The sequence below is a fragment of the Streptomyces roseolilacinus genome (assembly GCF_014649335.1).
Taxonomy (GTDB): Bacteria; Actinomycetota; Actinomycetes; order Streptomycetales; family Streptomycetaceae; genus Streptomyces; species Streptomyces roseolilacinus.
On record NZ_BMSV01000007.1, the window covers coordinates 1 to 26,350 of the forward strand.

18 protein-coding genes are annotated in these 26,350 nt (G+C 73.3%); 15 read left to right on the plus strand and 3 right to left on the minus strand.

The features are described from left to right. The 6 genes from IE106_RS17685 to galE form a co-directional block, all read left to right on the plus strand. Positions 1-3,518, plus strand: a 3,518-nt coding sequence (locus IE106_RS17685) for an Rne/Rng family ribonuclease (RefSeq protein WP_189535118.1), incomplete at its 5' end; no start/stop codon positions are given. Positions 3,519-3,855: 337 nt separating this feature from the next. Beyond that, positions 3,856-4,974 (plus strand): DegT/DnrJ/EryC1/StrS family aminotransferase, encoded by a 1,119-nt coding sequence (locus tag IE106_RS17690; protein ID WP_189535121.1) that lies wholly within the window; start codon positions 3,856-3,858, stop codon positions 4,972-4,974. Beyond that, complete coding sequence (locus tag IE106_RS17695; RefSeq protein ID WP_189535123.1) at positions 4,971-5,987, plus strand: Gfo/Idh/MocA family protein; 1,017 nt, start codon at positions 4,971-4,973, stop codon at positions 5,985-5,987. Before IE106_RS17690 ends, IE106_RS17695 begins: the two co-directional genes overlap by 4 nt. A 12-nt stretch (positions 5,988-5,999) precedes the next feature. Beyond that, positions 6,000-7,628: a glycosyltransferase family 2 protein gene (locus IE106_RS17700; protein WP_189535125.1), complete on the plus strand. Its 1,629-nt coding sequence runs from the start codon at positions 6,000-6,002 to the stop codon at positions 7,626-7,628. Continuing rightward, complete coding sequence (locus IE106_RS17705; protein WP_189535127.1) at positions 7,625-8,908, plus strand: nucleotide sugar dehydrogenase; 1,284 nt, start codon at positions 7,625-7,627, stop codon at positions 8,906-8,908. Before IE106_RS17700 ends, IE106_RS17705 begins: the two co-directional genes overlap by 4 nt. A gap of 94 nt (positions 8,909-9,002) precedes the next feature. Beyond that, on the plus strand, positions 9,003-9,974 hold the full coding sequence (gene galE / locus IE106_RS17710; RefSeq protein ID WP_189535129.1) for a UDP-glucose 4-epimerase GalE: 972 nt from the start codon (positions 9,003-9,005) through the stop codon (positions 9,972-9,974). Positions 9,975-10,032: 58 nt separating this feature from the next. Here galE and IE106_RS17715 read toward each other — a convergent pair whose 3' ends face one another. After that, positions 10,033-11,178: a DUF8189 domain-containing protein gene (locus IE106_RS17715; RefSeq protein WP_189535131.1), complete on the minus strand. Its 1,146-nt coding sequence runs from the start codon at positions 11,176-11,178 to the stop codon at positions 10,033-10,035. Positions 11,179-11,366: 188 nt separating this feature from the next. Between IE106_RS17715 and wecB the strand changes: the two genes are divergently transcribed. From wecB to IE106_RS17735, 4 genes are all read left to right on the plus strand, one after another. Further along, entirely contained in the window at positions 11,367-12,473 is a 1,107-nt protein-coding gene (wecB, locus tag IE106_RS17720; RefSeq protein ID WP_189535133.1) for a non-hydrolyzing UDP-N-acetylglucosamine 2-epimerase, read from the plus strand. A 152-nt stretch (positions 12,474-12,625) separates the two neighbouring features. Beyond that, a complete protein-coding gene (locus IE106_RS17725; RefSeq protein WP_229840567.1) occupies positions 12,626-13,831 on the plus strand; it encodes a glycosyltransferase family 4 protein in 1,206 nt (401 codons plus the stop codon). 9 nt (positions 13,832-13,840) lie between these two features. Further along, positions 13,841-14,419 carry a hypothetical protein gene (locus tag IE106_RS17730; RefSeq protein WP_189535135.1) on the plus strand — a complete coding sequence of 193 codons (579 nt, stop codon included), beginning with the start codon at positions 13,841-13,843 and terminating at the stop codon, positions 14,417-14,419. Between the two features lie 18 nt (positions 14,420-14,437). Further along, positions 14,438-15,877, plus strand: coding sequence for a glycosyltransferase (locus IE106_RS17735; RefSeq protein ID WP_189535137.1), 1,440 nt, complete (start codon positions 14,438-14,440; stop codon positions 15,875-15,877). 117 nt (positions 15,878-15,994) lie between these two features. Here the strand turns inward: IE106_RS17735 and IE106_RS17740 are convergent, their stop codons facing one another. Together IE106_RS17740 and IE106_RS17745 are read right to left on the minus strand one after the other, a co-directional pair. Continuing rightward, positions 15,995-18,178 (minus strand): glycosyltransferase family 4 protein, encoded by a 2,184-nt coding sequence (locus tag IE106_RS17740; protein WP_189535139.1) that lies wholly within the window; start codon positions 18,176-18,178, stop codon positions 15,995-15,997. 204 nt (positions 18,179-18,382) lie between these two features. Further along, positions 18,383-18,985 carry an acyltransferase gene (locus IE106_RS17745; RefSeq protein WP_189535141.1) on the minus strand — a complete coding sequence of 201 codons (603 nt, stop codon included), beginning with the start codon at positions 18,983-18,985 and terminating at the stop codon, positions 18,383-18,385. Between the two features lie 917 nt (positions 18,986-19,902). Between IE106_RS17745 and rplU the strand changes: the two genes are divergently transcribed. The 5 genes from rplU to IE106_RS17770 all read left to right on the plus strand — a co-directional run bounded on the left by rplU (position 19,903) and on the right by IE106_RS17770 (position 26,261). Then, positions 19,903-20,223, plus strand: coding sequence for a 50S ribosomal protein L21 (rplU, locus tag IE106_RS17750; protein ID WP_189535143.1), 321 nt, complete (start codon positions 19,903-19,905; stop codon positions 20,221-20,223). Between the two features lie 14 nt (positions 20,224-20,237). Further along, positions 20,238-20,492, plus strand: a complete 255-nt coding sequence (gene rpmA / locus IE106_RS17755) for a 50S ribosomal protein L27 (protein WP_010476314.1) — start codon at positions 20,238-20,240, stop codon at positions 20,490-20,492. A 134-nt stretch (positions 20,493-20,626) separates the two neighbouring features. After that, positions 20,627-22,063 (plus strand): GTPase ObgE, encoded by a 1,437-nt coding sequence (gene obgE / locus IE106_RS17760; RefSeq protein ID WP_189535145.1) that lies wholly within the window; start codon positions 20,627-20,629, stop codon positions 22,061-22,063. A 242-nt stretch (positions 22,064-22,305) separates the two neighbouring features. Then, on the plus strand, positions 22,306-24,471 hold the full coding sequence (locus tag IE106_RS17765) for a glycosyltransferase family 4 protein (protein WP_189535147.1): 2,166 nt from the start codon (positions 22,306-22,308) through the stop codon (positions 24,469-24,471). A 278-nt stretch (positions 24,472-24,749) separates the two neighbouring features. Then, on the plus strand, positions 24,750-26,261 hold the full coding sequence (locus tag IE106_RS17770; protein ID WP_189535149.1) for a bifunctional cytidylyltransferase/SDR family oxidoreductase: 1,512 nt from the start codon (positions 24,750-24,752) through the stop codon (positions 26,259-26,261). The last annotated feature ends 89 nt before the right edge of the window (positions 26,262-26,350 follow it).

The following is a 26,350-nucleotide window of genomic DNA, read 5'->3' on the forward strand; positions in this document are numbered from 1 at the left end:
TGGAGGAGCCGGCCGCTCCGGCCCGTACGCGTCGTCGTGCGACCCGGAAGGCGACCGCGCCCGTCGTGGAGGAGCCGCAGGTCGCGGAGGTCGTGGAGAGCGCCGCGGTGTCCGTGGAGCCGCAGGGTGCCGAGGCGCCCGTGGTGGAGGAGCCGGCCGCTCCGGCCCGTACGCGTCGCCGCGCCACCCGCAAGGCCACCGCGCCGGTCACGCGCCCGGAGCCCGAGGCCGCCGAGGAGGCCGAGGGCGAGACGGGCGAGAGCCTGCCCGCCGCCACCGTCGCGCAGATCACCGCCGAGGGGCCCGGCCAGGTCGCCGCCGCCGAGCAGGCCGCCTCCCGGGGCCGTACGCGTCGCCGCGTGACCTCCCCGCAGTTCACCGCCGAGCCCGCGCAGGGCCCCGAGCGCGGCCGTCGCCCGTCGCGTCCCGCCGTGCCGGTGTTCCAGGCCCCGGTCTTCACCGAGCCGATGTTCCAGACCCCGGAGACCGCCGCCGCGGCCGCCGCGGCCGAGGCCGCGGAAGCCTCCGCCGAGGTGGAGGAGGAGACGGCCGAGCCCGTCGTCGAGCCCGTCGTCGAGCGCGCCGAGGCCGGTGGCCGCCGTCGCCGTCGCCGCCGCGGTGAGGCCGCCGAGGCCGCGCGCCCCGCCGAGCCCGCCCCCGTCGCGCCCGCCCCCGTCGAGGAGGCCCCCGTCGAGGAGGCCGAGGTCGAGGAGGAGGCCGAGGAGGTCGAGGAGGAGGTCGAGGAGGCCGCCGCCGAGGGCGAGGAGCAGGACGACTTCGACGAGCGCCCGTCGCGCCGCCGCCGCCGGGGCGGTCGCCGCCGCCGTCGCGGTGAGTCCGCCGACGCGGACGACCACGACGAGACCGCCGAGGGCGACGAGGACGGCGAGGACGGCGAGGAGGGCGAGGACGAGTCCGAGGACGACGCCACCCCGTCCGCCGCCGGTACGAGCAGCTCGCGCCGCCGTCGCCGTCGCCGCCGCCGCAGCGGTGAGCCCGCCGCGGAGGCCGAGGCCGCCGCCGAGGAGGACGGCGTCCGCACGGTCGTCAAGGTCCGTGAGCCGCGTCCCAAGGCCGAGCCGTCCGACGAGGTGCAGTCCATCAAGGGCTCCACGCGCCTGGAGGCGAAGAAGCAGCGCCGCCGCGAAGGCCGTGAGCAGGGCCGCCGCCGCGTCCCGATCATCACCGAGGCCGAGTTCCTCGCCCGTCGCGAGGCCGTCGAGCGCGTCATGGTCGTCCGCCAGAACGGCGACCGCACGCAGATCGGCGTCCTCGAGGACAACGTGCTCGTCGAGCACTACGTCAACAAGGAGCAGGCGACCTCGTACGTCGGCAACGTCTACCTGGGCAAGGTCCAGAACGTGCTGCCGTCCATGGAGGCCGCGTTCGTCGACATCGGCAAGGGCCGCAACGCCGTCCTGTACGCCGGCGAGGTCAACTTCGAGGCGCTCGGCATGGCCAACGGGCCGCGCCGCATCGAGACCGCCCTCAAGTCCGGCCAGTCCGTCCTCGTCCAGGTGACGAAGGACCCCATCGGCCACAAGGGCGCCCGCCTCACCAGCCAGGTCTCCCTGCCCGGCCGGTACCTCGTGTACGTGCCCGAGGGCTCGATGACCGGCATCAGCCGCAAGCTGCCCGACACCGAGCGGGCCCGGCTGAAGACCATCCTCAAGAAGATCGTCCCCGAGGACGCGGGCGTCATCGTGCGCACCGCGGCCGAGGGCGCCAGCGAGGACGAGCTGCGCCGCGACGTCGAGCGGCTCCAGGCGCAGTGGGAGGAGATCCAGCAGAAGGCGAAGGGCGGCAACGCCCCGACCCTCCTGTACGGCGAGCCGGACATGACCGTCCGCGTCGTCCGCGACATCTTCAACGAGGACTTCTCGAAGGTCATCGTCAGCGGCGACGAGGCGTGGGAGACCATCCACGGCTACGTGTCGCACGTCGCGCCCGACCTGGCGGACCGGCTGCAGCGCTGGACCTCCGAGGTCGACGTCTTCGCGACGTACCGGATCGACGAGCAGCTGATGAAGGCGCTCGACCGGAAGGTGTGGCTGCCGTCCGGCGGCTCGCTGGTGATCGACAAGACCGAAGCGATGATCGTGGTCGACGTCAACACCGGCAAGTTCACCGGCCAGGGCGGCAACCTGGAGGAGACCGTCACCAGGAACAACCTGGAGGCGGCCGAGGAGATCGTCCGGCAGCTGCGCCTGCGCGACCTGGGCGGCATCGTCGTCATCGACTTCATCGACATGGTGCTGGAGTCCAACCGGGACCTGGTGCTGCGGCGCCTGCTGGAGTGCCTGGGCCGGGACCGCACGAAGCACCAGGTCGCCGAGGTGACGTCGCTGGGCCTGGTCCAGATGACCCGCAAGCGGGTCGGCCAGGGCCTCCTGGAGTCGTTCTCCGAGACCTGCGTCCACTGCAACGGCCGCGGTGTCATCGTCCACATGGAGCAGCCCGGCACCTCGGGCGGCGGTGGCGGCAAGCGGGCCCGCAAGCGCGGCCGCGGCGCCGAGCAGCCGCACGAGCACGTCGAGTCGGTCGAGGCCGCCGAGGCGCCCGCCGCCGTCGAGGCCCCGGAGGTCGAGGCGCCCGCCCCGGTCGCCGAGCCGGAGCCGGCGTTCGCCCCGGACGAGGAGCTGTACTCCAGCGCCGCCGAGGCCGAGGCCGCCGCGTCCCGTGGCCGTAGCCGCCGCCGGGCGAGCCGCAGGGCGTCCGCCCCGGCCGGTACGCCGCGCGCCGCGGAGACCGCGCCGGTCGTGGAGGCCCCGGTGACCCCGGTCGCCGAGCCCGCGACGGTGACGGAGCCGGAGGCGGCCGCCCCGGTCGCCGAGCCGGAGCCGGTCGCCGCCACGCCGGAGGCCGCCCCCGAGGCGCCCGCCGCCGAGGCCGCGCCCCAGGGCCGTACCCGCCGCCGCGCCACCCGCAAGGCGACCGCGCCGGCCGGTTCCCCGAAGGAGGCCGCCGAGGCCGCCGTCGTCGTGGCGCCCGCCGCCGAGGCGCCGGCCACCCCGGCCGCCGCCGAGGAGCCGGTGGTCGAGACGCCGGTGGCCGAGGAGCCGGCCGTCCGGGAGCCGGTGGCCGAGGAGCCGGCCGCCGAGGCGCCCGCGCCCGTGGCGGCCCCGCCGCGGGCACGCCGCCGGGTGGTCCGCAAGGTCACCGCTCCCGCCGGTTCGCCGTCGGGTGCCGAGGAGGCGGCGATCGTCGTCGTGAGCAGCCCGTCGGCCGCCGGTTCGCCGTCCGCTCCGGCGGAGTCCGCCGAGACGGGCGCCGAGGCGGAGCCGGAGGCCCCGGCCGCCGAGAAGCCCGCCCGGAAGACCGCCAAGAAGGCGACGGCCAAGAAGGCCGCCACCAAGAAGACGGCGGCCAAGAAGACCGCGGCGAAGAAGACGACCGCCAAGAAGGCCACGGCCACCAAGGCGGCGTCGAAGACGGCGAAGACGGCCAAGTCGGCGAAGAAGACCGCCGCCGCCGAGCAGGCGTCCGCGCCTTCCGTGACGGCGGTCACGGAGAGCTGAACGCTCGGTGAAGCATGGCCGAAATGATCTGTGTCCCGCCTCGCATTCCCGCGGGGCGGGGCACGGATTTTGTTTCAGAATCGATGCTTCCGGCCGTTAACGGGCCGGAAATTGGCAGAGACATTCCTGATAATGTGACGCCGGTCGATGCCGTCCGCCGTTCCCCACCGGAGCGTACGGGCGGTGTGCGACTCGGTCCCGGGCCGGACCCGTCCCGGCCGTCATCGGTAGGGCGTCGGCATCGCGCCGGAGGGGTAGACGCGCGCTCTCGACGAGACGTACGCACACCCCGGACCTCTGCCACATAGAGCTCTTGCGGTGTTCAAGGAGGACGTCCATGCCGAGCGTGAACGAGCAGCCCATCCCCGCTGCCCGCCCGGTCATCGGTGAAGAAGAGATCGAAGCCGCCGTACGCGTACTGCGCAGCGGCCGCGTCGTGCAGGGCCCGGAGGTGGCGGCTTTCGAGGAGAGCTTCGCCGACCTGGTCGAGGGCCGCCACTGCGTCGCCGTCAACTCCGGCACCTCGGCGCTGCACCTTCTTCTGATGGCCCTGAACATCGGCCCGGGTGACGAGGTCATCGTGCCGTCGTTCTCCTTCGCCGCGTCCGCCAACGCGATCCGGCTGGTCGGCGCCGACGCCGTCTTCGTCGACATCGACCCGGACACCTTCTGCGTGGACCCGGCCGCCGTCGAGGCCGCCATCACCCCGCGCACGGTCGCGGTCATGCCGGTGCACCTGTACGGCCACCCGGCCGCGATGGACCAGATCACGGCCATCGCCGACAAGCACAAGCTGGCCGTCGTCGAGGACGCCTGCCAGGCGCACGCCGCCGCCCTGAACGGCACCCCGGTCGGCGCGTTCGGCGCCGGCGGCACGTTCAGCTTCTACCCGACCAAGAACATGCACTCCCTCGAGGGCGGCATGATCACGGTCGGCGACGCGGAGATCGCCCGCACCCTGCGCCTGCTGCGCAACCAGGGCATGGAGCAGCGGTACGCCAACGAGATCGTCGGCGCCAACATGCGCATGACCGACGTCGCCGCCGCCGTGGGCCGCGTCCAGCTGGCGAAGCTGAACGGCTGGACCGAGCAGCGCATCGCCAACGCCGCGTACCTCTCCGAGCACATCTCCGCGCCGAACGTGGTGACCCCGGTCGTCGCCGAGGGCGCGCGCCACATCTACCACCAGTACACGGTCCGCGTCCTCGGTGACCGCGACGCCGCCATGGCCAAGCTCACCGAGGCCGGCATCGGCAACGCCGTGTACTACCCGACGCCGATCCACCGCCTGAAGCCGTACTGGGAGCCGGACCAGAAGGCCGGCCGCCACTGGGACCTGCCGGAGACGGAGAAGGCGGCCGCCGAGGTCGTCTCCCTGCCCGTCCACCCGTCGCTGTCCCGCGACGACCTGGAGCGGATCGTCACGGCCGTGAACGCGCTGGGGGAGGGCCTGTGACCGCGTCCACCGCAACGCTCCGGGCCGGCCTCGTCGGCCTCGGCTCCATGGGCCGCCACCACGCCCGCGTCCTCGCGGGCCTGGACGGCGTCCAGCTCGTCGGCGTCGTCGACCCGATGGGCGACAAGAACGGCTGGGCGCAGGGCGCCCCCGTCCTGTCCACCGTCGAGGAGCTGCTCGCCCTCGGCGTGGACTACGCCGTCGTCGCCTGCCCGACCGCCCTCCACGAGGAGGTCGGCCTGAAGCTGGCCGAGGCCGGCGTGTGCGCGCTCGTCGAGAAGCCCGTCGCGGACACCGTCGACGGCGCCCGCCGCCTCGTCGAGGCGTTCGAGTCGCGCGGCCTCGTCGCCGGCGTCGGCCACATCGAGCGGTGCAACCCGGCGCTGCGCTCCCTGCGCACCCGCCTGGAGGCCGGCGAGCTGGGCGACGTCTACCAGGTCGTCACGCGCCGCCAGGGCCCCTTCCCGCACCGCATCGCGGACGTCGGCGTCGTCAAGGACCTGGCGACCCACGACATCGACCTCACCGGCTGGGTCACCGGCCAGACGTACACGTCGATCGCCGCGCACACGGTGTCCAAGTCGGGCCGCCCGCACGAGGACATGGTGTCGGCGGTCGGCCAGCTCTCCGACGGGACGATGGTCAGCCACCTGGTCAACTGGCTGAGCCCGCTCAAGGAGCGCTTCACGTCCGTCACCGGTGAGCGCGGCTGCTTCATCGCCGACACCCTCACCGCCGACCTGACGTTCCACTCCAACGCCGCCGTCGCCACCGAGTGGGAGGCCCTGCGCGCCTTCCGCGGCGTCGCCGAGGGCGACATGATCCGGTACGCGATCCCGAAGCGCGAGCCGCTGCTCGTGGAGCACGAGCTGTTCCGCGACGCGGTCCTCGGCAAGTCCGACGACATCTGCACGCTGCGGCAGGGTCTGCGGACCGTGGAGGTCGCCGCGGCCGTCCTGGAGTCCGCCGCGACCGGCGACACCGTCCGTCTCGACGGCGCCGCAAAGGGGTAGGGGTAATCTCCCTTGACCAGACCTGATGTCACCGTCGTCGTGGCGGTCTACAACACGATGCCGTACCTGACGGAGTGTCTGAACTCGCTCGTCAAGCAGAGCATCGGCAAGGACCGCCTGGAGATCGTGGCCGTCGACGACGGCTCGACCGACGACAGCGGCCGGGAACTCGACCGCTTCGCGGAGCGGTACCCCGGCGTCGTGAAGGTCATCCACCAGGCCAACTCCGGCGGCCCGGCTGCGCCCAGCAACCGGGCCCTGGAGGTGGCCACCGGCCGTTACGTGTACTTCGTGGGCTCCGACGACCACCTCGGCCGGGAGGCCCTGGAGCGCATGGTGAAGTACGCCGACGCGCACGGCTCCGACGTCGTCGTCGGCAAGATGGTCGGCACCAACGGCCGGTACGTCCACCAGGCGCTCTTCCAGCGCAACGCCCCCGACGTCAGCCTGTACGACTCGGCGCTGCCGTTCACGCTGGCCAACACCAAGCTGTTCCGGCGGGACTTCGTCGAGCAGCACAAGCTGCGCTTCCCCGAGGACATGCCGGTCGGCTCCGACCAGCCGTTCACCATCGAGGCGTGCGTCCGCGCGGCGAGGGTCTCCGTCCTCGCCGACTACACCTGCTACTACGCGGTGAAGCGCGGCGACGCGTCCAACATCACCTACCGCGCCGACCACCTCGCCCGGCTGCGCTGCACCGCGCAGATCATGGAGCACGCGGCGGGGCTCATCGAGGCCGGGCCGAAGCGCGACGCGGTCTTCAAGCGCCACTTCACGTGGGAGCTCGCCAAGCTCGTCCAGGACGACTTCCCCTCCCTGGACCGCGCCACCCGGGACGAGGTGTGCGCCGGCATCGCCGAACTGGCCGACGCGTACTTCACCGACGCGCTGCGCGACTCCATGGACGTCAGGCGGCGGGTGCGGATCGCCCTCGCCCAGCGCGGCGCCGTCGACCTGCTGGTCCGCGCCATCGAGGACGAGGCGGAGCACGGCGCCCCGCCGATGCTGCTGGAGGACGGCCGCGCCTACCTGCGCTACCCCGGCTTCCGCGACCCCGCCCTCGGCCTGCCCGACCGGCTCTTCGAGGTGGTCGGCGAGTCCGTGCCCAAGCAGCTCGCGGACGGCACCGGCCTGGTCTCGGCCGCGTGGGAGCAGGACGGCGACGACATGGCCGTCTCCCTCGCCGTCCGCGTCCCCGTCACCGGTGAGACCGGCACCGCGACCGTGCGCCTCGCCGGCAGGGCCATGCCGAAGAGCGCCGACAAGCCCGGCGGCCGCCGCGTCCCCGTCGGCACCGCGCTGCCCGCCCTCGTGGGCGAGACGGGCCAGGAGGCGGCGGCGGACGGCACCGGGACGGTGCTGCTGGCCCGCATCCCGCTCCGGCCGACCCGGGCCAAGCTCGGCGTCCGCGCCTACCTGGATGTGGCAGGCTCGACGTACGAGATCCCCGTCAAGACCCAGGGGGTGCCGCTGCCCCTGGCCCGGCGCTGGCGCGAGAAGGTCCCGTACCGGATCTCCGCCACCGCCAACGCCAAGGGGCGGCTGGTCATCACCACGGCCCCGCTGTGGGAGCCCCCGCCCGGCGCCAGCCTGCGACTGCGCCGCGTCCTGTCCCGTGTGAAGAGGAAACTGACCCGATGAACATCTGTGTAGTCGCGCTCGGCAAGATCGGTCTGCCGCTCGCCGTGCAGTTCGCCGACAAGGGCCACAAGGTCATCGGCGCCGACGTCAACGAGAAGGTCGTGGAGCTGGTCAACGCCGGCACCGAGCCCTTCCCCGGCGAGCACGACCTGGACGTCAAGCTGAAGAAGGCCGTCGACGCCGGCCTGCTCACCGCCACCACGGACACCGCCGCCGCCGTCGCGCAGTCCGAGGCCGTCGTCGTGGTCGTCCCGCTGTTCGTGGACGCCGAGGGCACCCCCGACTTCGGCTGGATGGACTCCGCCACCCGGGCCATCGCCCAGGGCCTCAAGCCGGGCACCCTCGTCTCGTACGAGACGACCCTCCCCGTCGGCACCACCCGCACCCGCTGGGCGCCGATGCTCCAGGAGGGCTCCGGCCTCACCGCCGGCAAGGACTTCCACCTGGTCTTCTCCCCGGAGCGCGTCCTCACCGGCCGCGTCTTCGCCGACCTGCGCCGCTACCCGAAGCTCGTCGGCGGCATCGACGAGGCGTCCACCCGGCGCGGCGTCGAGTTCTACGAGCAGGTCCTCGACTTCGACGAGCGCCCCGACCTCTCCCAGCCGAACGGCGTGTGGGACCTGGGCACCGCCGAGGCGTCCGAGCTGGCCAAGCTCGCCGAGACCACCTACCGCGACGTCAACATCGGCCTGGCGAACCAGTTCGCCCGCTTCGCCGACAAGAACGACATCGACGTCAAGAAGGTCATCGAGGCCTGCAACTCCCAGCCCTACAGCCACATCCACCAGCCCGGCATCGCCGTCGGTGGCCACTGCATCCCGATCTACCCGCGGATGTACCTGTGGAACGACCCGGAGGCGACCGTCGTCCGCTCCGCGCGCGAGGCGAACGCCGCGATGCCGGAGTACGCCGTCGACCTGCTGGCCGCCGCCTACGGCGACCTGAAGGACGTGGGCGTGCTCGTGCTGGGCGCCGCCTACCGCGGCGGCGTCAAGGAGACCGCCTTCTCCGGCGTCTTCGGGGTCGTCGAGGCGCTCACGGCGCGCGGCGCCGTCCCGTACGTCTCCGACCCGATGTACACGGACGAGGAGCTGGCCGCCCACGGCCTCACCCCGCACCGGGGCGAGAAGGTCACCGCGGCGATCCTCCAGGCCGACCACGCCGAGTACCGTGAGCTGGCGGCCTCGGACCTGCCGGACGTGAAGGTCCTCGTCGACGGCCGCCGCACCACCGACCCGGCCCGCTGGGAGGGTGTCCGCCGCGTCGTCATCGGCGGCTGACCCATCCGCTCCGACAGCGCTCCGAGCCGCTGAGATCCAAGGCCCTGTCCCGCCCCTCCCGGCGGGGCAGGGCCGCACTGCTGGAGGTTCCACGATGACCTGGATGATCACCGGAGGCGCCGGCTTCATCGGCTCGCACGTGGTGCGGGCGATGGTCGCGGCGGGCGAGCCCGTCGTCGTCGTCGACGACCTGACGTCGGGACGCACCGACCGGCTGCCCGCCGGGGTCCCGCTGGAGGGCGGCACGGTCCTCGACCGGGACTTCCTCGACCGCGTCCTGCGCGAGCACGCCGTCACCGGCATCGTGCACGTCGCGGCGAAGAAGCAGGTCGCCGAGTCGGTGGCGGACCCGCTCCTCTACTACCGGCAGAACGTGGAGGGCGTGCGCGTCCTCCTCGACGCCGCCGTCGCCGCCGGGGTGGGCCGGTTCCTGTTCTCCTCCTCGGCCGCCGTGTACGGCATGCCCGACGTGGACCTGGTCACCGAGCGGACCCCCTGCGCGCCGATCAACCCGTACGGCGAGACGAAGCTCGTGGGGGAGTGGATGACCGGCGCGGTCGGCCGGTCCCACGGCATGGCGACCGCCGCGCTGCGCTACTTCAACGTGGCCGGCGCGGCCACCCCCGAGCTGGCCGACGACGGCGCGTACAACCTGGTGCCGATGGTCTTCGAACGGCTCGCGGCCGGGCGGGCGCCGCTGGTCTTCGGCGACGACTACGCCACGCCGGACGGGACGTGCGTGCGCGACTACATCCACGTCGAGGACATCGCCTCCGCGCACCTCGCCGCGGCGCGCCGGCTCGTCGAGGACCCGCGGGCGGAGCTGGTGCTCAACGTGGGCCGGGGCGAGGGCGTGTCCGTCAGGGAGATGATCCGCGTCATCCAGGAGGTCACCGGCCTCACCGACGTCGCCCCCGAGGTCGCCCCTCGGCGCCCGGGCGACCCGGCGCGGGTGGTCGCCTCCGCGGACCTGATCCGCGGGGAACTGGGCTGGACGGCCCGCCACGGCATCCGCGAGATGGTCGAGTCGGCCTGGCGCGGCTGGTCCCTGCGCCACCCCGCCTGACCCGCGGCCGGGCACGGGCGTGCGCCCCTCCCCCGGGGGAGGGGCGCACGCGCCGGGTTCAGGAGACGGCCCGCTCCCAGGCGCCCAGGGCCAGGCCCGACTCGGGCTTCTGACGGGCCACCCAGAGCGCGCCGTCCGCACCGACCACGGCCATCACGACCCGCCCGGCCCCGTCCAGCGCCAGCGACGGGGCCCCCGGGGACGGGCTCCCGGTGAGCGTCCAGGTGGCCCCGGCCTTCTCGTCCCCCGTCGGGTACGCGGCGAGCGCCGGCCGCCCCGTCGCCTCGTCCCGGTGCGCCAGCACCGTGCAGTCGTGGCCGTCCACGACGGTGCGCAGCACCGCCACCGGCCCCGTGCCGGTCCCGTCGCCGAGCCCCGCCCCCTCCGGCAGGGACGGTCGCCAGGCCCGTACCGTACGGTCCCCGGCGTCGTGCCAGAAGTGCGTCAGCCCCGCCTCCGGGTCCGTCTCCACGGCGGTCGGGGAGTCGGGCGCCGCCCGCAGCGGCACGTCGTCGGCGCGCTCGAAGCGGACACCGGGCTTCTCCCGCTCCCACCGCAGCAGCCCCTCCGCCGTGGGCGCCAGCACCTCCACGCGGCCGTCGCCGGTGATCGCCGCGGACACCGTGCCCCGCACGCCGCTGCCCTTCAGGTCGGCCCAGGCGTTCCAGGCGCCCGTCTTGGCCTGGCTGCGGGCGCACACGCCGCCGCCCGCGTTGCGGACGAACACGTTGAGGGAGCCGTCGGAGTCCACCACGGCGGACGGAAGCCCGATCTGCCCGGCGAGCGACGGGTCGTTCGGGTAGGGCGTGCCGAGCGGCCGCCAGTCCCGTACGGCGCGGCCCGTCTGGTACTGCAGGGCGTACACGACGTCCGTGCCGGTCTGCCCGTCCGCGAGCCGCTCGCGCCGCAGCCCCACCAGGTGGACGTACCCGTCCTCGCCCTGGGCGACGGCCAGGTACGGCAGCATGCCGGGAGCCGGGATGAGGTCGGGCCCCGTCCAGTCGGGGCCGCCGGGGCGGGTCTCCGTCCAGCGCAGCACGCCGCCGTCGCCGGGGGCGTACGCGGTGAGCCGGCCGTCCTTGCCGCGGACCAGCCAGCCGGTGGTCGCCGGCACCGACGGGTCCAGGACCGGGAGGGGCGCTTCCTCGGCCGGCACGGGCCGGTTGGCCCGGCGTTTGGCTTTCCGCACGAACAAGACCGCCATGGCTGACGTCGACCTTTCCCCTGTACCTGTACCGCGAGCGAGGGATCCTCTTCCGCAGGCGCGCGCGACCCTAGCATCTCGCATCCGCCCGCTCCGGGCCGCCGCCGAGGCCCGGTAACGGAGCACCGGGCGCCCGGGCATACGATGGCGGTGCCCCTCATCGACCTGACCCAGAAGAAGAGTGCGCAGTGAAAGTCATCAGCATCGTCGGCGCCCGTCCCCAACTGGTGAAGCTCGCGCCCATCGCGGCCGCGTTCGCAGAGACGGAGCACGAGCACTTCATTGTGCACACCGGGCAGCACTATGACGCCGACCTCTCCGACGTCTTCTTCCAGGGCCTCGGCATCCCCGACCCGGACGTCCACCTCGGCGTCGGCTCCGGCAGCCACGGCGCGCAGACCGGCTCCGTCCTCTCCGCGCTCGACCCGGTCCTGGAGCGGGAGAAGCCCGACTGGGTCCTCGTCTACGGCGACACCAACTCCACCATCGCCGGCGCCCTGTCCGCGGTGAAGATGCACCTGCCCGTGGCGCACCTGGAGGCGGGCCTGCGCTCCTTCAACCGGCGCATGCCGGAGGAGCACAACCGCGTCCTCACCGACCACTGCGCCGACGTGCTCCTCGCCCCGACCGAGGAGGCCATGCGCCACCTCGCCGACGAGGGCCTGAAGGACCGCGCGGTCCTCGCCGGCGACGTCATGGTCGACATCTGCCTGCGCATCCGCGACGCCGTCCTCGCCGGCGAGCACGCCGCCCCGGCCCTGCCCGAGGGCATCGACCCGGAGCAGCCGTTCCTGCTGGCCACCCTCCACCGGCCGGACAACACCGACGACCCCGAGCGGCTCGCCGCGATCATCGACTCGCTGGCCGCGCTGCCGCTGCCGGTCGCGCTGCTCGCCCACCCGCGCCTGGTCGCCCGCGCCAAGGAGCACGGCATCGAGCTGGCGAAGGGCTCCGTCCACGTCGGCCGCCCCCTGCCGTACGCCGGCCTGGTCGCCGCCGTGCTGGCGTCGTCCGGTGTCGTCACCGACTCCGGCGGCCTGCAGAAGGAGGCGTTCCTGCTGGAGCGCATCACGACCACCATCCGCCCGGAGACGGAGTGGGTCGAGACCGTCGAGACCGGCTGGAACGTCCTCGTCCCCGACCCGCACACGCTGTCCGCCGACGAGTGGGCCGCCACGGTCACCCGCGCCGTGCCCACCGCCGACAAGGGCACCCCGTACGGCGACGGGCGCGCCGCCCGCAACGTCGTCCGCATCCTCGAGGAATGGCAGAGCACCGTCCGCAACGACGGCTGACCGACCGCCCGCCGACCGCTCCCGCACCCCGTCCGTGACCGCTCCCGCACCCCGCCCGTCCGGCCGGGGTGCGGGCCGGTCCGGTCCTCCGGCGGGAACAGGGGCCGGTGATAAAGTGGCGCGTCGCCGTGCAATCTCGTAAGGAAGTCGACATGAAGCAGGCAGCATCCAGGGATGCAGCCGTGGTCACGCCGTGGTATCCGACACGGGAGTTGCCTTTCCGGGGATCCTTCGTCCAGGCCATGGTGGCGGCCACCGCACCCGGCTGCGACAGCTTCACCGTCTACCACTGCGACCCGTGGGTGGCCCCCATGGACGCGGCGGCGACGAAGGCGGTCGAGGAGGCCAACGCCAAGGTGATGGCCCGGGCCGCGCACCGCGTCCCCACGGCCGGCGGCGCCGAGCTGATCTCGTTCCCCGTCACCACCCCGCGCGGCCAGGACTACGGCGCCCAGGCCCGCAACCACGAGCGCCAGCTCCGCAACCTCCTCGGCGGCGAGCCCATCGACGCGGACGTCGTGCACGCCCACGTCGGGTTGCCCAGCGGCTGGGCCGCCCTGAGGAACGCCCGCCCCGGCGCGAAGGTCTTCGTCACCGAGCACGCGTCGTTCCTGGAGCGGGTCTTCCAGGACCCCGAGGCCGTCGAGCTGTACGACGAGCTGATGCACGGCGTCACCGGTTTCCTCGTCGTCGGCGACAAGGTCACCGAGGTGCTGGAGCGCCAATTCCCGCACCACGCCGACAAGATCCTGCGCGTGCCCAACCCGATCTCCTTCGACGAGTCGCGCCCCGAGCCGGTGAAGGACCTGCGCAGCTGGCTGTACCTGGGCAGCGTGACCGAGCTCAAGGGCGTCACGTGGCTCGTCGAGGCGTTCGCCCGGTGCCACGCCGAGGACCCCACCCTCACCCTCACCCTCGTCGGTGAGGGCCCGCTGCGCCGGCCCCTCACCGAACGCGTCGCCGAGCTGGGCCTGAGCGACGCCGTGAAGCTGCCCGGCTCCATCCCGCACGAGCAGGCGCTGGAGCTGATGCGCAGCCACGACCTGCTGGTCCACCCCAGCCGGTACGAGACGTTCGGCATGACCATCGTCGAGGGCATCGCCGCCGGCATGCCGGTGCTGGTGACCCGCTGCGGCGGCCCCGAGAAGACGCTCGCCGGCATCGAGGACGCCGCGGGCGAGCTCATCGAGGTGGAGGAGAACGCGGAGTCGATCAGCGAGGGCTACCGGCGCCTGCGCGCCCGTTTCCTCGGAGGCGGACTGGACCTCGAACGCGCCCAGGCGAAGCTCGCCGCCGACTACGGCTACGAGGCCGTGGCCGAGGCGCACTACCGACTCTGGTTCCCCGACTCCCCGTGATGGAGTGACATGCAGGTACTGTTCCTGGCCCTTGGCGCCTCGCGCAAGCGGGCCGTGGTCGAAGAATCCGCCGCGGTCGCCGCGGCCGGTGGCCGGGCGGTCGTCCTGGTCGGCCAGAAGCAGCCCTGGGCGTCCGAGACGTTCGCGCCCGGCGTGCGGCTGATGACGATCGCCGAGCTGGAGGCCAGGCACCTGCCGCACCGGCTCGAACGGGCGGTGCTCTACCAGGGCCCGCGCCGCGTCGCCGGAGCGGTCGGCCGGGGCCCCCTGAGCGCCAAGACCAAGAAGGCCCTCAAGGCGTACGAGAAGCGGATCGCCGGCCGCGTGCACCGCCGGGTGTTCGCGCCGCTGCACCGCAGGGTGTGGCCGACGGCCACGGCCCGGATGGTCCTGCGCCGCTGCTTCGGCCCGCAGGGCGGACCCGACCTCGTGATCGTCGCCGACGCCCTGTCCACGCGGACCGCCGCCGAGCTGATGGACGCCTGGCAGGCCGAGGGCCTGGGAACCCCGCGCCTGGCCTACAGCGTCGACTCCGTCGTACCGCCGATCGTCGCCCGGACGACCCCGCAGCCCTCAGCCGCTCGCTGAACCAACCGAGGAAGACTGATGAAGAACCGTAGCGAACGGCGCCCCCGTGTGCTCTACCTGGCGTTCTACTTCCCCCCGTCGCGGGCGAGCGGTGTCTACCGCGCCCGGGCGACCGCCAACCACCTGGTGGAGAAGGGCTGGGACGTCACGGTCTGTGCCGCTCCGCTCGACTTCCTCTACAACGTGATCGGCTCGGTCGACGAGGAGCTGTCGAAGACCGTCGACCCGCGCATCCACGTGGAGCGGCCCTCGCTCAACCAGTACACGTGGCAGCAGGACCTGCGCGACTACAGCTGGCTGCGCCGCAGCTTCCCGCTGATGGCCAAGCGCGTCTACCAGTTCAGCCAGACCAAGCTGTTCCCCGAGCGGTACTCGTCCTGGGCGTGGGCGTCCGTCACCCGCGCGCTGAAGCTGCACGCCAAGCAGCGGTTCGACGTGGTCGTCGCCACCGGCAACCCGTTCGCGTCGTTCGGCGCCGCCTGGCTGTTCAACAAGCTCACCGGCGTCCCGTACGTCATGGACTACCGCGACTCGTGGACGCTGGAGATCTTCCACGACGTGCCGGCGTTCCCCGAGGGGCACATCGCCTGGGGCTGGGAGAAGCGCATGATCGGCAAGGCGGCGGCGTCCGTCTTCGTCAACGAGGCCCTGCGCAGCTGGCACGCCGAGCGCTACCCGGAGGTCGCCGACCGCATGATGGTCGTCCCCAACGGGTGGGACGCGGACGTGCTGCCGAAGGCCGTCGAGAAGGCCGCCGCCGAGCAGTCCGCCGACGCGACGCCCGAGACGGCGCCCGACGCGACGCCCGAGAAGACGTCCGAGACGGCCTCCGACGCGGTGGAGCCGGAGCGGCGCGCGCCGCTGAAGTTCACCTACCTGGGCACGCTCACCGCGAAGCAGCCGGTGGAGGAGATGGCCGAGGCGTTCAAGATCGCCCGCCGTCACCCGGACCTGGCCGACGCGGAGCTGCAGATCCACGGCCACCTCGGCTTCTTCAAGAACAGCCCCGGTGCGCTGAAGGCCCGCCTCGGCCTCCAGGACGGGCCGCGCCCCGAGGGCGTCGAGGACACCGGCCTGCGCTACTGCGGGCCCGTCTCCAAGACCGAGGTCGGCAAGGTGTACGAGGAGGCCGACGTCCTGGTCTTCCTCGCGGGCGGCGGCAAGTACGTCACGTCCGGCAAGATCTTCGAGTACATGGCCTTCGGGCACCCGATCGTCTCCGTGCACCAGCCCGGCATCGCCGCGCAGGACGTGCTCGACGGGTACCCGCTGTGGTTCAACGCCAACAGCCTCGACGTCGAGGAGCTGGCCGCGTCGATGGTCGCCGCGGGCAAGGCCGCCCGTGACCTGACGCCGGAGCAGCGCGCGGCGGCGCGGCGGCACGCCGACACGTACACGCGTGAGGCGACGCTCATCCCGTTCGAGCAGCGGCTGCGGGAGATCGTCGGCGACCACTGACGGCCCCGCCGACGTACCCGACGGGTCGTCGGAAGCGGTTGCGCACCGTACGGAAGAGGCCCCCGACCGGATTCCCGGTCGGGGGCCTCTCCTCGTGGCCCGCTCAGCGGGCCGCCGTCACTCGGGGTCGTACGCGGTGCGGTCCAGGCTCGCCGTCACCTTCAGGTGCGGGTGGGACTTGGCCCACTTCCAGCCGGTCACCGTCGCGTTGATGTCGCTGACGAACACGGTGTCCACCAGGTCCAGGCGCAGCTCCGGAAGCACCCGCTGCTTGGCGATGCGGGCGAACAGCTGCGGCCTGACCTCCTTGTAGCCGCGGTTGAAGACCTTCTTGTGGAAGGCGTTGGCGACCTTCGTGTGCGCCCGCTGCACGGTCGCGACGGCCAGCTCCGGGCCGATCGCCTCGCGGTTCTTCGCGGCGAGCCGCCGCGCCCGCCGCAGCACGGCGCGGGGCGCGCGGTAGACGAGGAACCGCTCGGCGCGCGGGATGCGCAGCTTCTTCTCGGCGTCCCCGATGCTGACGACGGGCACGCTCGGGTCGAGGTCCAGGCTCTCCCACAGGGCCGGCGACTGGGCGGTGACGAGGCTGACCTCGACGCCCTTCCCGACGAGGTGGTTGGCGAAGTCGACGATGCGCCGCGGCTTGGCCGGCGTCAGCGCCAGCACCACGGCGCGCCCGACGGGCTCGCCCGGGCGGCGGACCGGCGCCGTCGCGGCGGGCTCCTCCACCACGGCCACCTCGGCCGCACCGCCGGCCTCGGCGGCCCGGTCGTCCGGCTCGTCGACGGGGTCCGGCACGGGCGGCAGGGCGCCTCCGTACACCTCGACGAGCTGCTTGCCGACCGCCTCGCAGCCGACCCGGCCCTCCAGCACCTCGCGGGCCGCCGGCAGGTCCAGGTCGCCGGCGCGGTCGCGCAGCTCCCGGTACGCGTCCACGATGACCTGCGGGTCGTCGCTGACGTCCATGAGCGCCCCGGCCACCGTCTCGATGCCGGCCATCGTCTCGTCGGGGCCGCCGCTGCGGGTGGCGAGCACGGGGAGCCCGGACGCGATCGCCTCGACGACCGTCATCCCGAAGGTCTCCTGCTTGCTGGCGTGTACGAGCAGGTCGTACTCGTGCATCAGCGGGCCCACGGCCTCCGGGGCGACCGGCGGCAGGACGCGGAAGCGGTCGCCCAGGCCGAGCTCGGCGCCGCGGGCGCGCAGCTCCTCCTCCAGGGGGCCGTGCCCGACCATCGTGAGCGTGGCGCGCGGCTCCTCCGCGGCGACCAGCGCGAACGCCTCCAGCAGCTCCTTGACGCCCTTCGGCTGGACGAGCCGGCCGAGGTACAGCCAGCGCAGCAGCTCGGGCGAGCGCTCCGGGCCGGGGGTGAAGCGGTCCAGGGCGATCGCGTTGGGCACGACGCCGATCTTGTCCGCGTACTGCGGGAAGCGCTTCACGACCCGCTCGCGCAGCGCGGCGCTGACGCACAGGAACGCGTCGGCGCGCTCCAGCACCTGCTCGTAGAGGCGCGCGGCGGGGGCCTGCGAGAAGACCCGGTCGAGGAACGAGGAGTGCTCGGTCACCACGACGCGGGCGTCGGGGCGGGCCAGCCGGGTGGCCAGGACACCGCCGTAGATGCCGGTGTGGGCGTGGACGACCGGCGCCTCGATCCGCCCGGTGGGCAGGGCGCTCTCCAGCGCCTTCGCCTGGGCCTCGACCCAGGGGGCGTAGTTCCTGCGGGCGATCAGCGGCACGGGGACGCGGACGACGGTCGCCTCGTCGGTGTCCAGGACGTGGCCGAGGGCGCCGCGCTCCCGCAGGCGGTCGACGGTCACCCGGATCGCGTCGTTGAGCGGGGCGGACGCGCGGCCGGACCAGTCCTCGGTGTGGAACACGGTCACGCGGTCGTAGGTGCCCGCGACGGCGGCGGTCGCCGCCTGCACGAACGACCCGGCGTAGGGGTTGTTCGGCGACGGGTACCAGGGGGTGAGGACGGCCAGGTCGGCGGGCTCCACGACGCGTCCGGCGCCGTGCGGCTCCAGCGTCAGCGTGATGCCCGGCCGGCGGCGCTTCGCGATCCACGCGACGGGCAGCGCCTGGGCGTCACCGGCGACGACGGTGTCCGCCTGGGCGAACGGTCCCGACTTGGCGGCGGCCAGCTTCTTGGCGGAACCCCAGGCGGTGCCGTCCTTGTCCGGGGCGACGCGGACGACCTCGACGCCGTCCAGCCGGCCCAGTTCCTCCAGGGCCTCGCGCCACTCGGGGGCGTCCAGCACGACCAGGGAGACCCGGGACCCCGAGGAGGCGAGCTCCTTCACCTGCTCGCGTGTCGCCCGTACTCGGTATGTGCCAAGCGCGAGATAGAGCACGTGGCTGTTCATCTGGATCCCTTCGCCCTTTCACCTGCACGCCGCGCACCCGTGGGGCGGAAGCGTCCCACGGGGTTCGGTACGGAGATACGGCGCGGCGGCACCACCCTACCGAAGGGGGTGCCCCCTCCCGGCACGCGGCCGGGGCCGTCGTCAGCCCTCGTGCTCGACGAGGACGCCGTCCTTCTCCCGGTGGAGGGCACCGGTCTGCGGGCACTCCCACACGCCCTCCTCGCCGGCCCGCTCGACCAGCCGGACACCGGCCTTGCCGACCCAGCCGATCTGCCGCGCGGGGACACCGACGACCAGCGCGAAGTCCGGTACGTCCCGCGTGACGACGGCACCCGCGGCGACCATCGCCCAGCGGCCGACGCGCACCGGCGCGACACACACGGAACGGGCGCCCAGCGACGCGCCCTCGGCGACCTTGACGCCGACGGCCTCCCAGTCGCCGCCGCGCTTCTGCTTGCCCTCGGGGTCGACGGAGCGCGGGTTGTGGTCGTTGGTGAGCACGACGGCGGGCCCGACGAACACGCCGTCGCCCAGTTCGGCGGGCTCGTAGACGAGCGCGTAGTTCTGCAGCTTGACGTTGTCGCCGATCCTGACGCCCGTGCCGACGTACGCGCCGCGTCCGACCACGCAGCCCTCCCCGAGCCGGGCGTCCTCACGGATCTGCGCGAGCTCCCAGACGCTGCTCCCGGCCCCGATCTCGGCGGTCTCGTGGACCTGGGCGGTGGGCTGGACCCTGTAGTTCACTCTGCTGTCTCTTTCGGGGGACGGCGGAAGTCTTCGCGCCCGAGCATACGCGGGCGGCCCCGCCCCGCCGCGCGCGGCGGGTCAGGGGGAGTGCGGCCAGACGAGCATCAGGTACACGCCGTACGCGGTGGACACGCCGACGGCCGCGCCGAGCAGCGTGTACATGGTCGGGGGCCGCGTCACGGCAGGGAAGGGGACGGACGCACAGGGGCCCGGGAAGCCGGGAGCCGGGAGGCCGGGGTGCGGCATACATAGAGAGCAGTACTCGTCCGCCGTCGCCGCCGGTCCGGGCGGCCCGACGGCCGAGTCGGGCTCCCCCGGGCCCTCCCGCCGGCGGACGGCCGGGCGGGGTGCCGACCGCGGGAAGGGCGCCGGGAGGTGAAGGGGAGGGAAGCGGCCGGCGCGATGGCGGACTCCCGGGGGCGGCGCTGCGTCCTCGGCGGCGGCCCGCCCGCCCCGAGCGGAGCGCTCCTCTCTGTCACCGGTGGCGTCGGGGCGCCCGAGGCGCCCCGCGTACGGGTGGCGCCGTCCGGCCGGAAGGGCGGACGCGCGTCCACGGTGCCGCCGGCCGCCGTGACGGGGGAGGCGTGACGGGGGAGGGCGTGACAGGGGAGCGGGAGCGCGGACACCGTTCCGTGGTCTTCCCGGCGGGCTCGCCGGGCCCTTCCCCGCCACCTCCGCCGCCCCGGTCGGGGGCCCCGCGCCCGCCCCGCCGCCCGCCCCGTCTCGGTTTGACCGGCCCGGCGGGGCGCCCTAGTCTTGACCGTCGGCGTGTTTCCATGCGCGCCAGCTCCTGAGCACCTTCCCTCCCGGCCCAGGTCGGGGGAGGCCGTTCCGACCATCCGGTCCAGTCGCGGGTCCTGCCCGCGCGGGCGGCTGGCGTCAGGGGTTTCCGTATCGAGCGAGGAGAGATCCGCGTGTACGCCATCGTGCGCAGCGGTGGTCGCCAGCACAAGGTTGCTGTCGGCGACATCGTTGAGGTTGACAAGATTTCCACTGCCAAGGTTGGCGACACGGTCGAGCTCTCGACCCTGCTCGTTGTCGACGGCGACTCCGTGACCAGCGACCCGTGGGTCCTGGCCGGGATCAAGGTCCAGGCCGAGATCGTGGACCACCACAAGGGCGCCAAGATCGACATCCTGCGCTACAAGAACAAGACCGGCTACCGCCGTCGTCAGGGCCACCGCCAGCAGTACACGGCGATCAAGGTCACGGCGATCCCGACGGCCGCGAAGTAAGGGACTGAGGAGACATGGCACACAAGAAGGGCGCATCGTCCACCCGGAACGGTCGCGACTCCAACGCTCAGCGGCTCGGCGTGAAGCGCTTCGGCGGTCAGGTCGTCAACGCCGGTGAGATCCTGGTCCGCCAGCGCGGCACCCACTTCCACCCGGGCGCGGGCGTCGGCCGTGGCGGCGACGACACGCTGTTCGCGCTGCAGGCCGGCTCGGTGCAGTTCGGCACCTTCCGCGGTCGCAAGGTCGTGAACATCGTCCCGGTCGCCTGATCGGACGCTTCGCAAGGGCGGGCCTCTCCTCCCGTACGGTGTACGCCGTGCGGGAAGAGGGTCCGCCTTTCGCTTGTTACAGCTGAGACACCTCGTACGTTTTCCTTTTTCCGCACCGCTGGAGGCACCCCACCATGACCACCTTCGTGGACCGCGTCGAGCTGCACGTCGCCGCGGGTAACGGAGGCCACGGCTGTGCCTCCGTCCACCGGGAGAAGTTCAAGCCGCTCGGCGGCCCCGACGGCGGCAACGGCGGACGCGGCGGCGACGTGATCCTCGTCGTCGACCAGTCCGTGACCACGCTGCTGGACTACCACCACTCCCCGCACCGCAAGGCGACCAACGGCAAGCCCGGCGAGGGCGGCAACCGCTCCGGCAAGGACGGCCAGGACCTGGTCCTCCCCGTGCCGGACGGCACGGTCGTCCTCGACCGGAACGGCGAGGTCCTCGCCGACCTGGTCGGCCACGGCACCCGGTACGTGGCGGCGCAGGGCGGCCGCGGCGGCCTCGGCAACGCCGCGCTGGCCTCGGCCCGCCGCAAGGCGCCCGGCTTCGCGCTGCTGGGCGAGCCCGGAGACCTCCAGGACATCGTCCTGGAGCTGAAGACCGTCGCCGACGTGGCGCTGGTCGGCTACCCGAGCGCGGGCAAGTCCTCGCTGATCTCCGTGCTCTCCGCGGCGAAGCCGAAGATCGCGGACTACCCGTTCACCACCCTCGTGCCGAACCTCGGCGTCGTCACCGCCGGCTCCACCGTCTACACGATCGCCGACGTCCCCGGTCTCATCCCCGGCGCCAGCCAGGGCAAGGGCCTCGGCCTGGAGTTCCTGCGCCACGTCGAGCGGTGCAGCGTCCTCGTGCACGTCCTGGACACGGCGACGCTGGAGTCCCAGCGCGACCCGCTGTCCGACCTGGACGTCATCGAGGAGGAGCTGCGCCAGTACGGCGGGCTCGACGACCGGCCCCGCGTCGTCGTCCTCAACAAGACCGACATCCCCGACGGCAAGGACCTCGCCGACATGGTCCGCCCCGACCTGGAGGCCCGCGGCTACCGCGTCTTCGAGGTGTCGGCCGTCGCCCACCAGGGCCTGAAGGAGCTGTCGTACGCGCTCGCGGAGATCGTCGCGCAGGCGCGCGCCGCGAAGCCGAAGGAGGAGGCGACCCGGATCGTCATCCGCCCGAAGGCCGTCGACGACAGCGGCTTCACCGTCACCAGGGAAGAGGACGGGCTGTACCGGGTGCGCGGCGAGAAGCCGGAGCGCTGGGTCCGTCAGACCGACTTCAACAACGACGAGGCCGTCGGCTACCTCGCCGACCGCCTCAACCGCCTCGGGGTCGAGGAGGAGCTGATGAAGGCCGGAGCCCGCGCGGGCGACGGCGTGGCCATCGGCTCCGAGGACAACGCGGTCGTCTTCGACTGGGAGCCCACCATGATGGCGGGCGCCGAGATGCTCGGCCGCCGCGGCGAGGACCACCGCCTGGAGGCCCCGCGGCCCGCCGCCCAGCGCCGCAAGGACCGCCAGGCGGAGCGGGACGAGGCGGAGCGCGAGTACGACGAGTTCGACCCCTTCTGATCCCGCCCCCCTTCCTGACGATGCGTCAGGAGTGGCCGGTTTCGGAGGACTTCGGCGGGGCCGCTGCACGCGCGGCCCCGCCGTCGTGTGCCCGGCCGGCACGTCCCGGCCGGACACGCGGCGACGGCGGGGAACGGCTCCCGCCCACCCGCCCTCGCGTCCGCACAACCTTTCGCGTTCCGTCACCGTCTACTTTTCGGGCGGCCGCGCAGCGCGCCCTCACGCACACACATGGGGCACCGGTGAAGATCTCTTTCCTCATCCACACCGTCTACGGGATCGGCGGCACCATCCGCACGACGCTCAACCTCGCCGAGGAGCTCGCGGACCGGCACGAGGTCGAGATCGTCTCCGTCTTCCGCCACCGTGACGCCCCCCTGTTCACGATCGACCCGCGCATCACCGTCGTTCCCCTGGTCGACACCCGGCCGAAGTCCCCGACCTGCGAGAAGGACCACCCCGACCAGCTGGCGCCGGCCGCGTGCTTCCCCCGTGCCGAGGCGCGCTACAAGGAGTACGGCAGGCTCACCGACGAGCGGGTCCGCGCCCACTACGCGCGCTCCGACGCCGACGTGGTGATCGGCACCCGCCCCGGCCTGGTCGCGTACGTCGCGCAGTTCGCCCCCGAGGGCGCCGTGCTCATCGGCCAGGAGCACATGACGTACCACCACCACAAGCCGGCGCTGCGCGAGGAGATGAGGCCCCACCTGGAGGCCCTCGACGCCTTCGTGACCGTTTCCGAGGGCGACGCGGCGGTGTGGCGGGAGCACATGGACCTGCCCGGCACCCGGGTGCTGTGCATCCCCAACAGCGTCCCCGAACCCGTGGTCGCCCCCTCCGACCGGTCCGGCACGACCGTCGTCGCCGCCGGGCGGCTCTCCGCGGAGAAGCAGTACGACGTGCTGATCAGGGCGTTCGCGAAGGTCGTCGCCGTACGGCCGGAGTGGACGCTGCGCATCTACGGCTGGGGCACCGAGCGGGAGAAGCTGCGGCGGTGCGTCGAGACCCTCGGCCTGCACGACAGCGTCCTCCTCATGGGCCCGCGCTCGCCCATCGAGCCCGAGTGGGTCAAGGGCGCCATCGCCGCGTCCACCTCGCGGCACGAGTCCTTCGGCATGACCCTCGTCGAGTCGATGCGCTGCGGTGTCCCCATGGTCAGCACGGACTGCGACTACGGCCCCCGCGAGATCATCGAGGACGGCGAGGACGGCCTGCTCGTACCGGTCGGGGACGCCGACGCCGTGGCCGCCGCGCTGCTGCGGCTGATCGACGACGAGGGACTGCGCCACCGGATGGGCGAGGCGGCCCTGCGCAACGCGCGCCGCTTCGACCCGTCGGCCGTCGCCGAGCGGTACGCCGACCTCTTCGCGGAGCTGGGCGCCGGGGCCCGCACCCGCGTGGGCGCGGGGGCGCGCGACGGCAGCGCCCGGTCCGGCGGCGCCGTACGCGCACAAGCCGTACGCGCACAAGCCGGGCACGTACGAGCCGCGCACGCCCAAGCCGGGCACGCGCCGCAGGACGTCCCGCCCGGCGGGCGGGACGAGGACGGGTTCGAGCCCGTCGCCGACTGCGTCGCGCGGGAGGACGGCTCGCTCGCCGTCACCCTGCTCTCCCCGCCCGCCGCGGCCCCCGGGTACGAGGGCCTGCGCCTCGTCGCCGTGCTGCAGGGCCGCGAGCCGGTGGAGCGCGCGTACCCCTTCCGGCCCGACGGCACCCTCACCCTCCCCGCCGACGAGGACCTCCCGGAGGGCAACTGGGTGTGCCACGTCGAGCAGTCCGCCACCGGCGTCCGCGTCCCGCTCGCCGCGCGCTCCGTGGACCAGCGCGGCGCGCTGCGCCCCGCCGACCGGCTCGGCCCCGGCGACGGGGTGCGCCACCTCGTCCCGTACCGGCGTCCGCCGCACCACCTGCTGGAGCTGCGCTCCTGGGTGCGGGCCGTGCACGCGGAGGCGGGCGGCATCGGGCTCACCGACGACCACGTCACCGTGACCGGCCGGCTCGTCGGCCCGGTCGACGAGCCGGTGGAGCCGCCCGAGCTCGTCCTGCGCCGCTACGACAGCCACGAGGAGGTCGCCGTCGCCGGCACGTGGCTGCCCGGCCGCCGCTTCCGCGTCACCCTGCCGTGGGAGGAGCTGGCCGGGCGGCGCCGGCGCGAGCAGGACACCTGGGCGCTGTGGCTGCGGTACGCCCCCGACCGGGCGCCGGTGAAGGTCGCCCGGCTGCTCGACGACGTGGTGGCCAAGGCGGACGTCTTCGCCTACCGGACCGTACGGCGGCACAAGCGGCGACCGCTGCTGCCGCTGCGACGGGTGGTGCGTGCGGTGCGCAGGCGGCCGCAGCTGATGGTGGAGCTCACGCTCCGTCACGACGGCCACAACGCCCTCTACGTCCGGGTCACCGGCGCGTGACCCGCCACCCCCGCGGAGCCGGCGGGAAAGGGAGCGGGGGTGGGGACGCGGTGCGCGCACGCCGTGGACGCGTCGGCGGCACGGGATCTTCCGAACCGCCGGATCATGTGCGGTCCGTCACGGCCGCGGTCCCCTCCGACCCCGCCAACAAGGCTGGCCACACGGTGAACCACCGGTGTCCGGCAGGGTTCCGCCCCCTTCGTCCCGCCTTGCGGGACGGTAACGGAGGGTGCGACCATCAGCCCGTTCCCCGAGCCATAGCAAGGTAGGTCGTCCCTGTGTCTGCGCCTCCGTCCGCGCCTCGTGAAGCCAAGACCCGCACCACCGCCGTCGTCCTGGCGGGCGGCACCGGCCAGCGGGTGGGGCTCGCGATCCCGAAGCAGCTGCTGAAGATCGCGGGCAAGGCGGTCATCGAGCACACGCTCACGATCTTCGAGCGGGCCGACTGCGTCGACGACGTGATCGTGCTGATGGCGCCGGGGTTCGTGGCCGACGTCGAGAAGATCGTCGCCAAGGCGGGACTGACCAAGGTCACGCAGGTCATCGAGGGCGGCGCCACGCGCAACGAGACCACCGAGCGCGCCATCCGCGCCCTCGGCGAGGGCCTCGCGGACGGCGAGGACCTCAACGTCCTCTTCCACGACGCGGTCCGCCCGCTGCTGTCACAGCGCGTGATCGAGGACTGCGTGGCCGCCCTTGACCGCTACCAGGCCGTGGACGTCGCCATCCCGTCCGCCGACACGATCATCGTGACCCGCACGCACGGTGAGGACGGCGAGTTCATCACCGACGTGCCGGACCGCTCCCGGCTGCGCCGCGGTCAGACCCCGCAGGCGTTCAAGCTGTCCACGATCCGCAGGGCGTACGAGATCGCGGCCGGCGACCCCCACTTCCAGGCCACCGACGACTGCTCGGTCGTGCTCAGGTACCTGCCGGACGTGCCGATCCACGTCGTGCCCGGCGACGAGTACAACATGAAGGTCACGCAGCCCGTCGACGTCTTCATCGCCGACAAGCTGTTCCAGCTGGCCTCCACCGCCGCCCCCGCGCAGGCCGACGAGGACGCGTACCGCGAGCTCCTCTCCGGCCGGACGCTGGTGGTCTTCGGCGGCTCGTACGGCATCGGCGCCGACATCGCCGGCCTCGCCGAGCGGTACGGCGCCCGCGTCTACGCGCTCGGCCGCTCGACGACCGGCACGCACGTGGAGAACCCGCAGCACGTCGAGGACGCGCTGGCCACCGCGTACGGCGAGACGGGCCGCGTCGACTACGTCATCAACACGGCCGGCGTCCTGCGCATCGGCAAGCTCGCGGAAACCGACAGCGCCACCATTCAGGAAGCACTGAACGTCAATTACCTGGCGCCCGTGCAGATCGCGCGTGCATCATACAAGTACCTGGTGGAGACCAAGGGGCAGCTCCTTCTCTACACCTCCTCCAGCTACACCCGCGGCCGCGCCGAGTACAGCCTCTATTCGTCGACCAAGGCGGCCATGGTGAATCTCACCCAGGCCCTCGCCGACGAATGGGCGGCCGACGGAATCCGCGTGAATTGCGTGAACCCCGAGCGCACCGCGACCCCCATGCGGACCCGGGCGTTCGGCCAGGAGCCCGCCGGGTCGCTGCTCTCCTCCGAGGCCGTCGCCCGCACCTCGCTGGACGTCCTCCTCTCCGAACTGACCGGCCACGTCGTCGACGTACGGCAGCAGGACCCGACCCGCGCGGCGGGCGAGGCGTCCGGCTTCGAGCAGGCCCTGGCGGCCGTCCTGGACCGCCAGGAAGATGTGTAATACTCGCAGGATGTGAATTCCGGGCCCCCGCATCAGCGAGAGATTCGCGAATGCGGGGGCCCGCTCCGTGAAGCCCCACCTTCACCGAG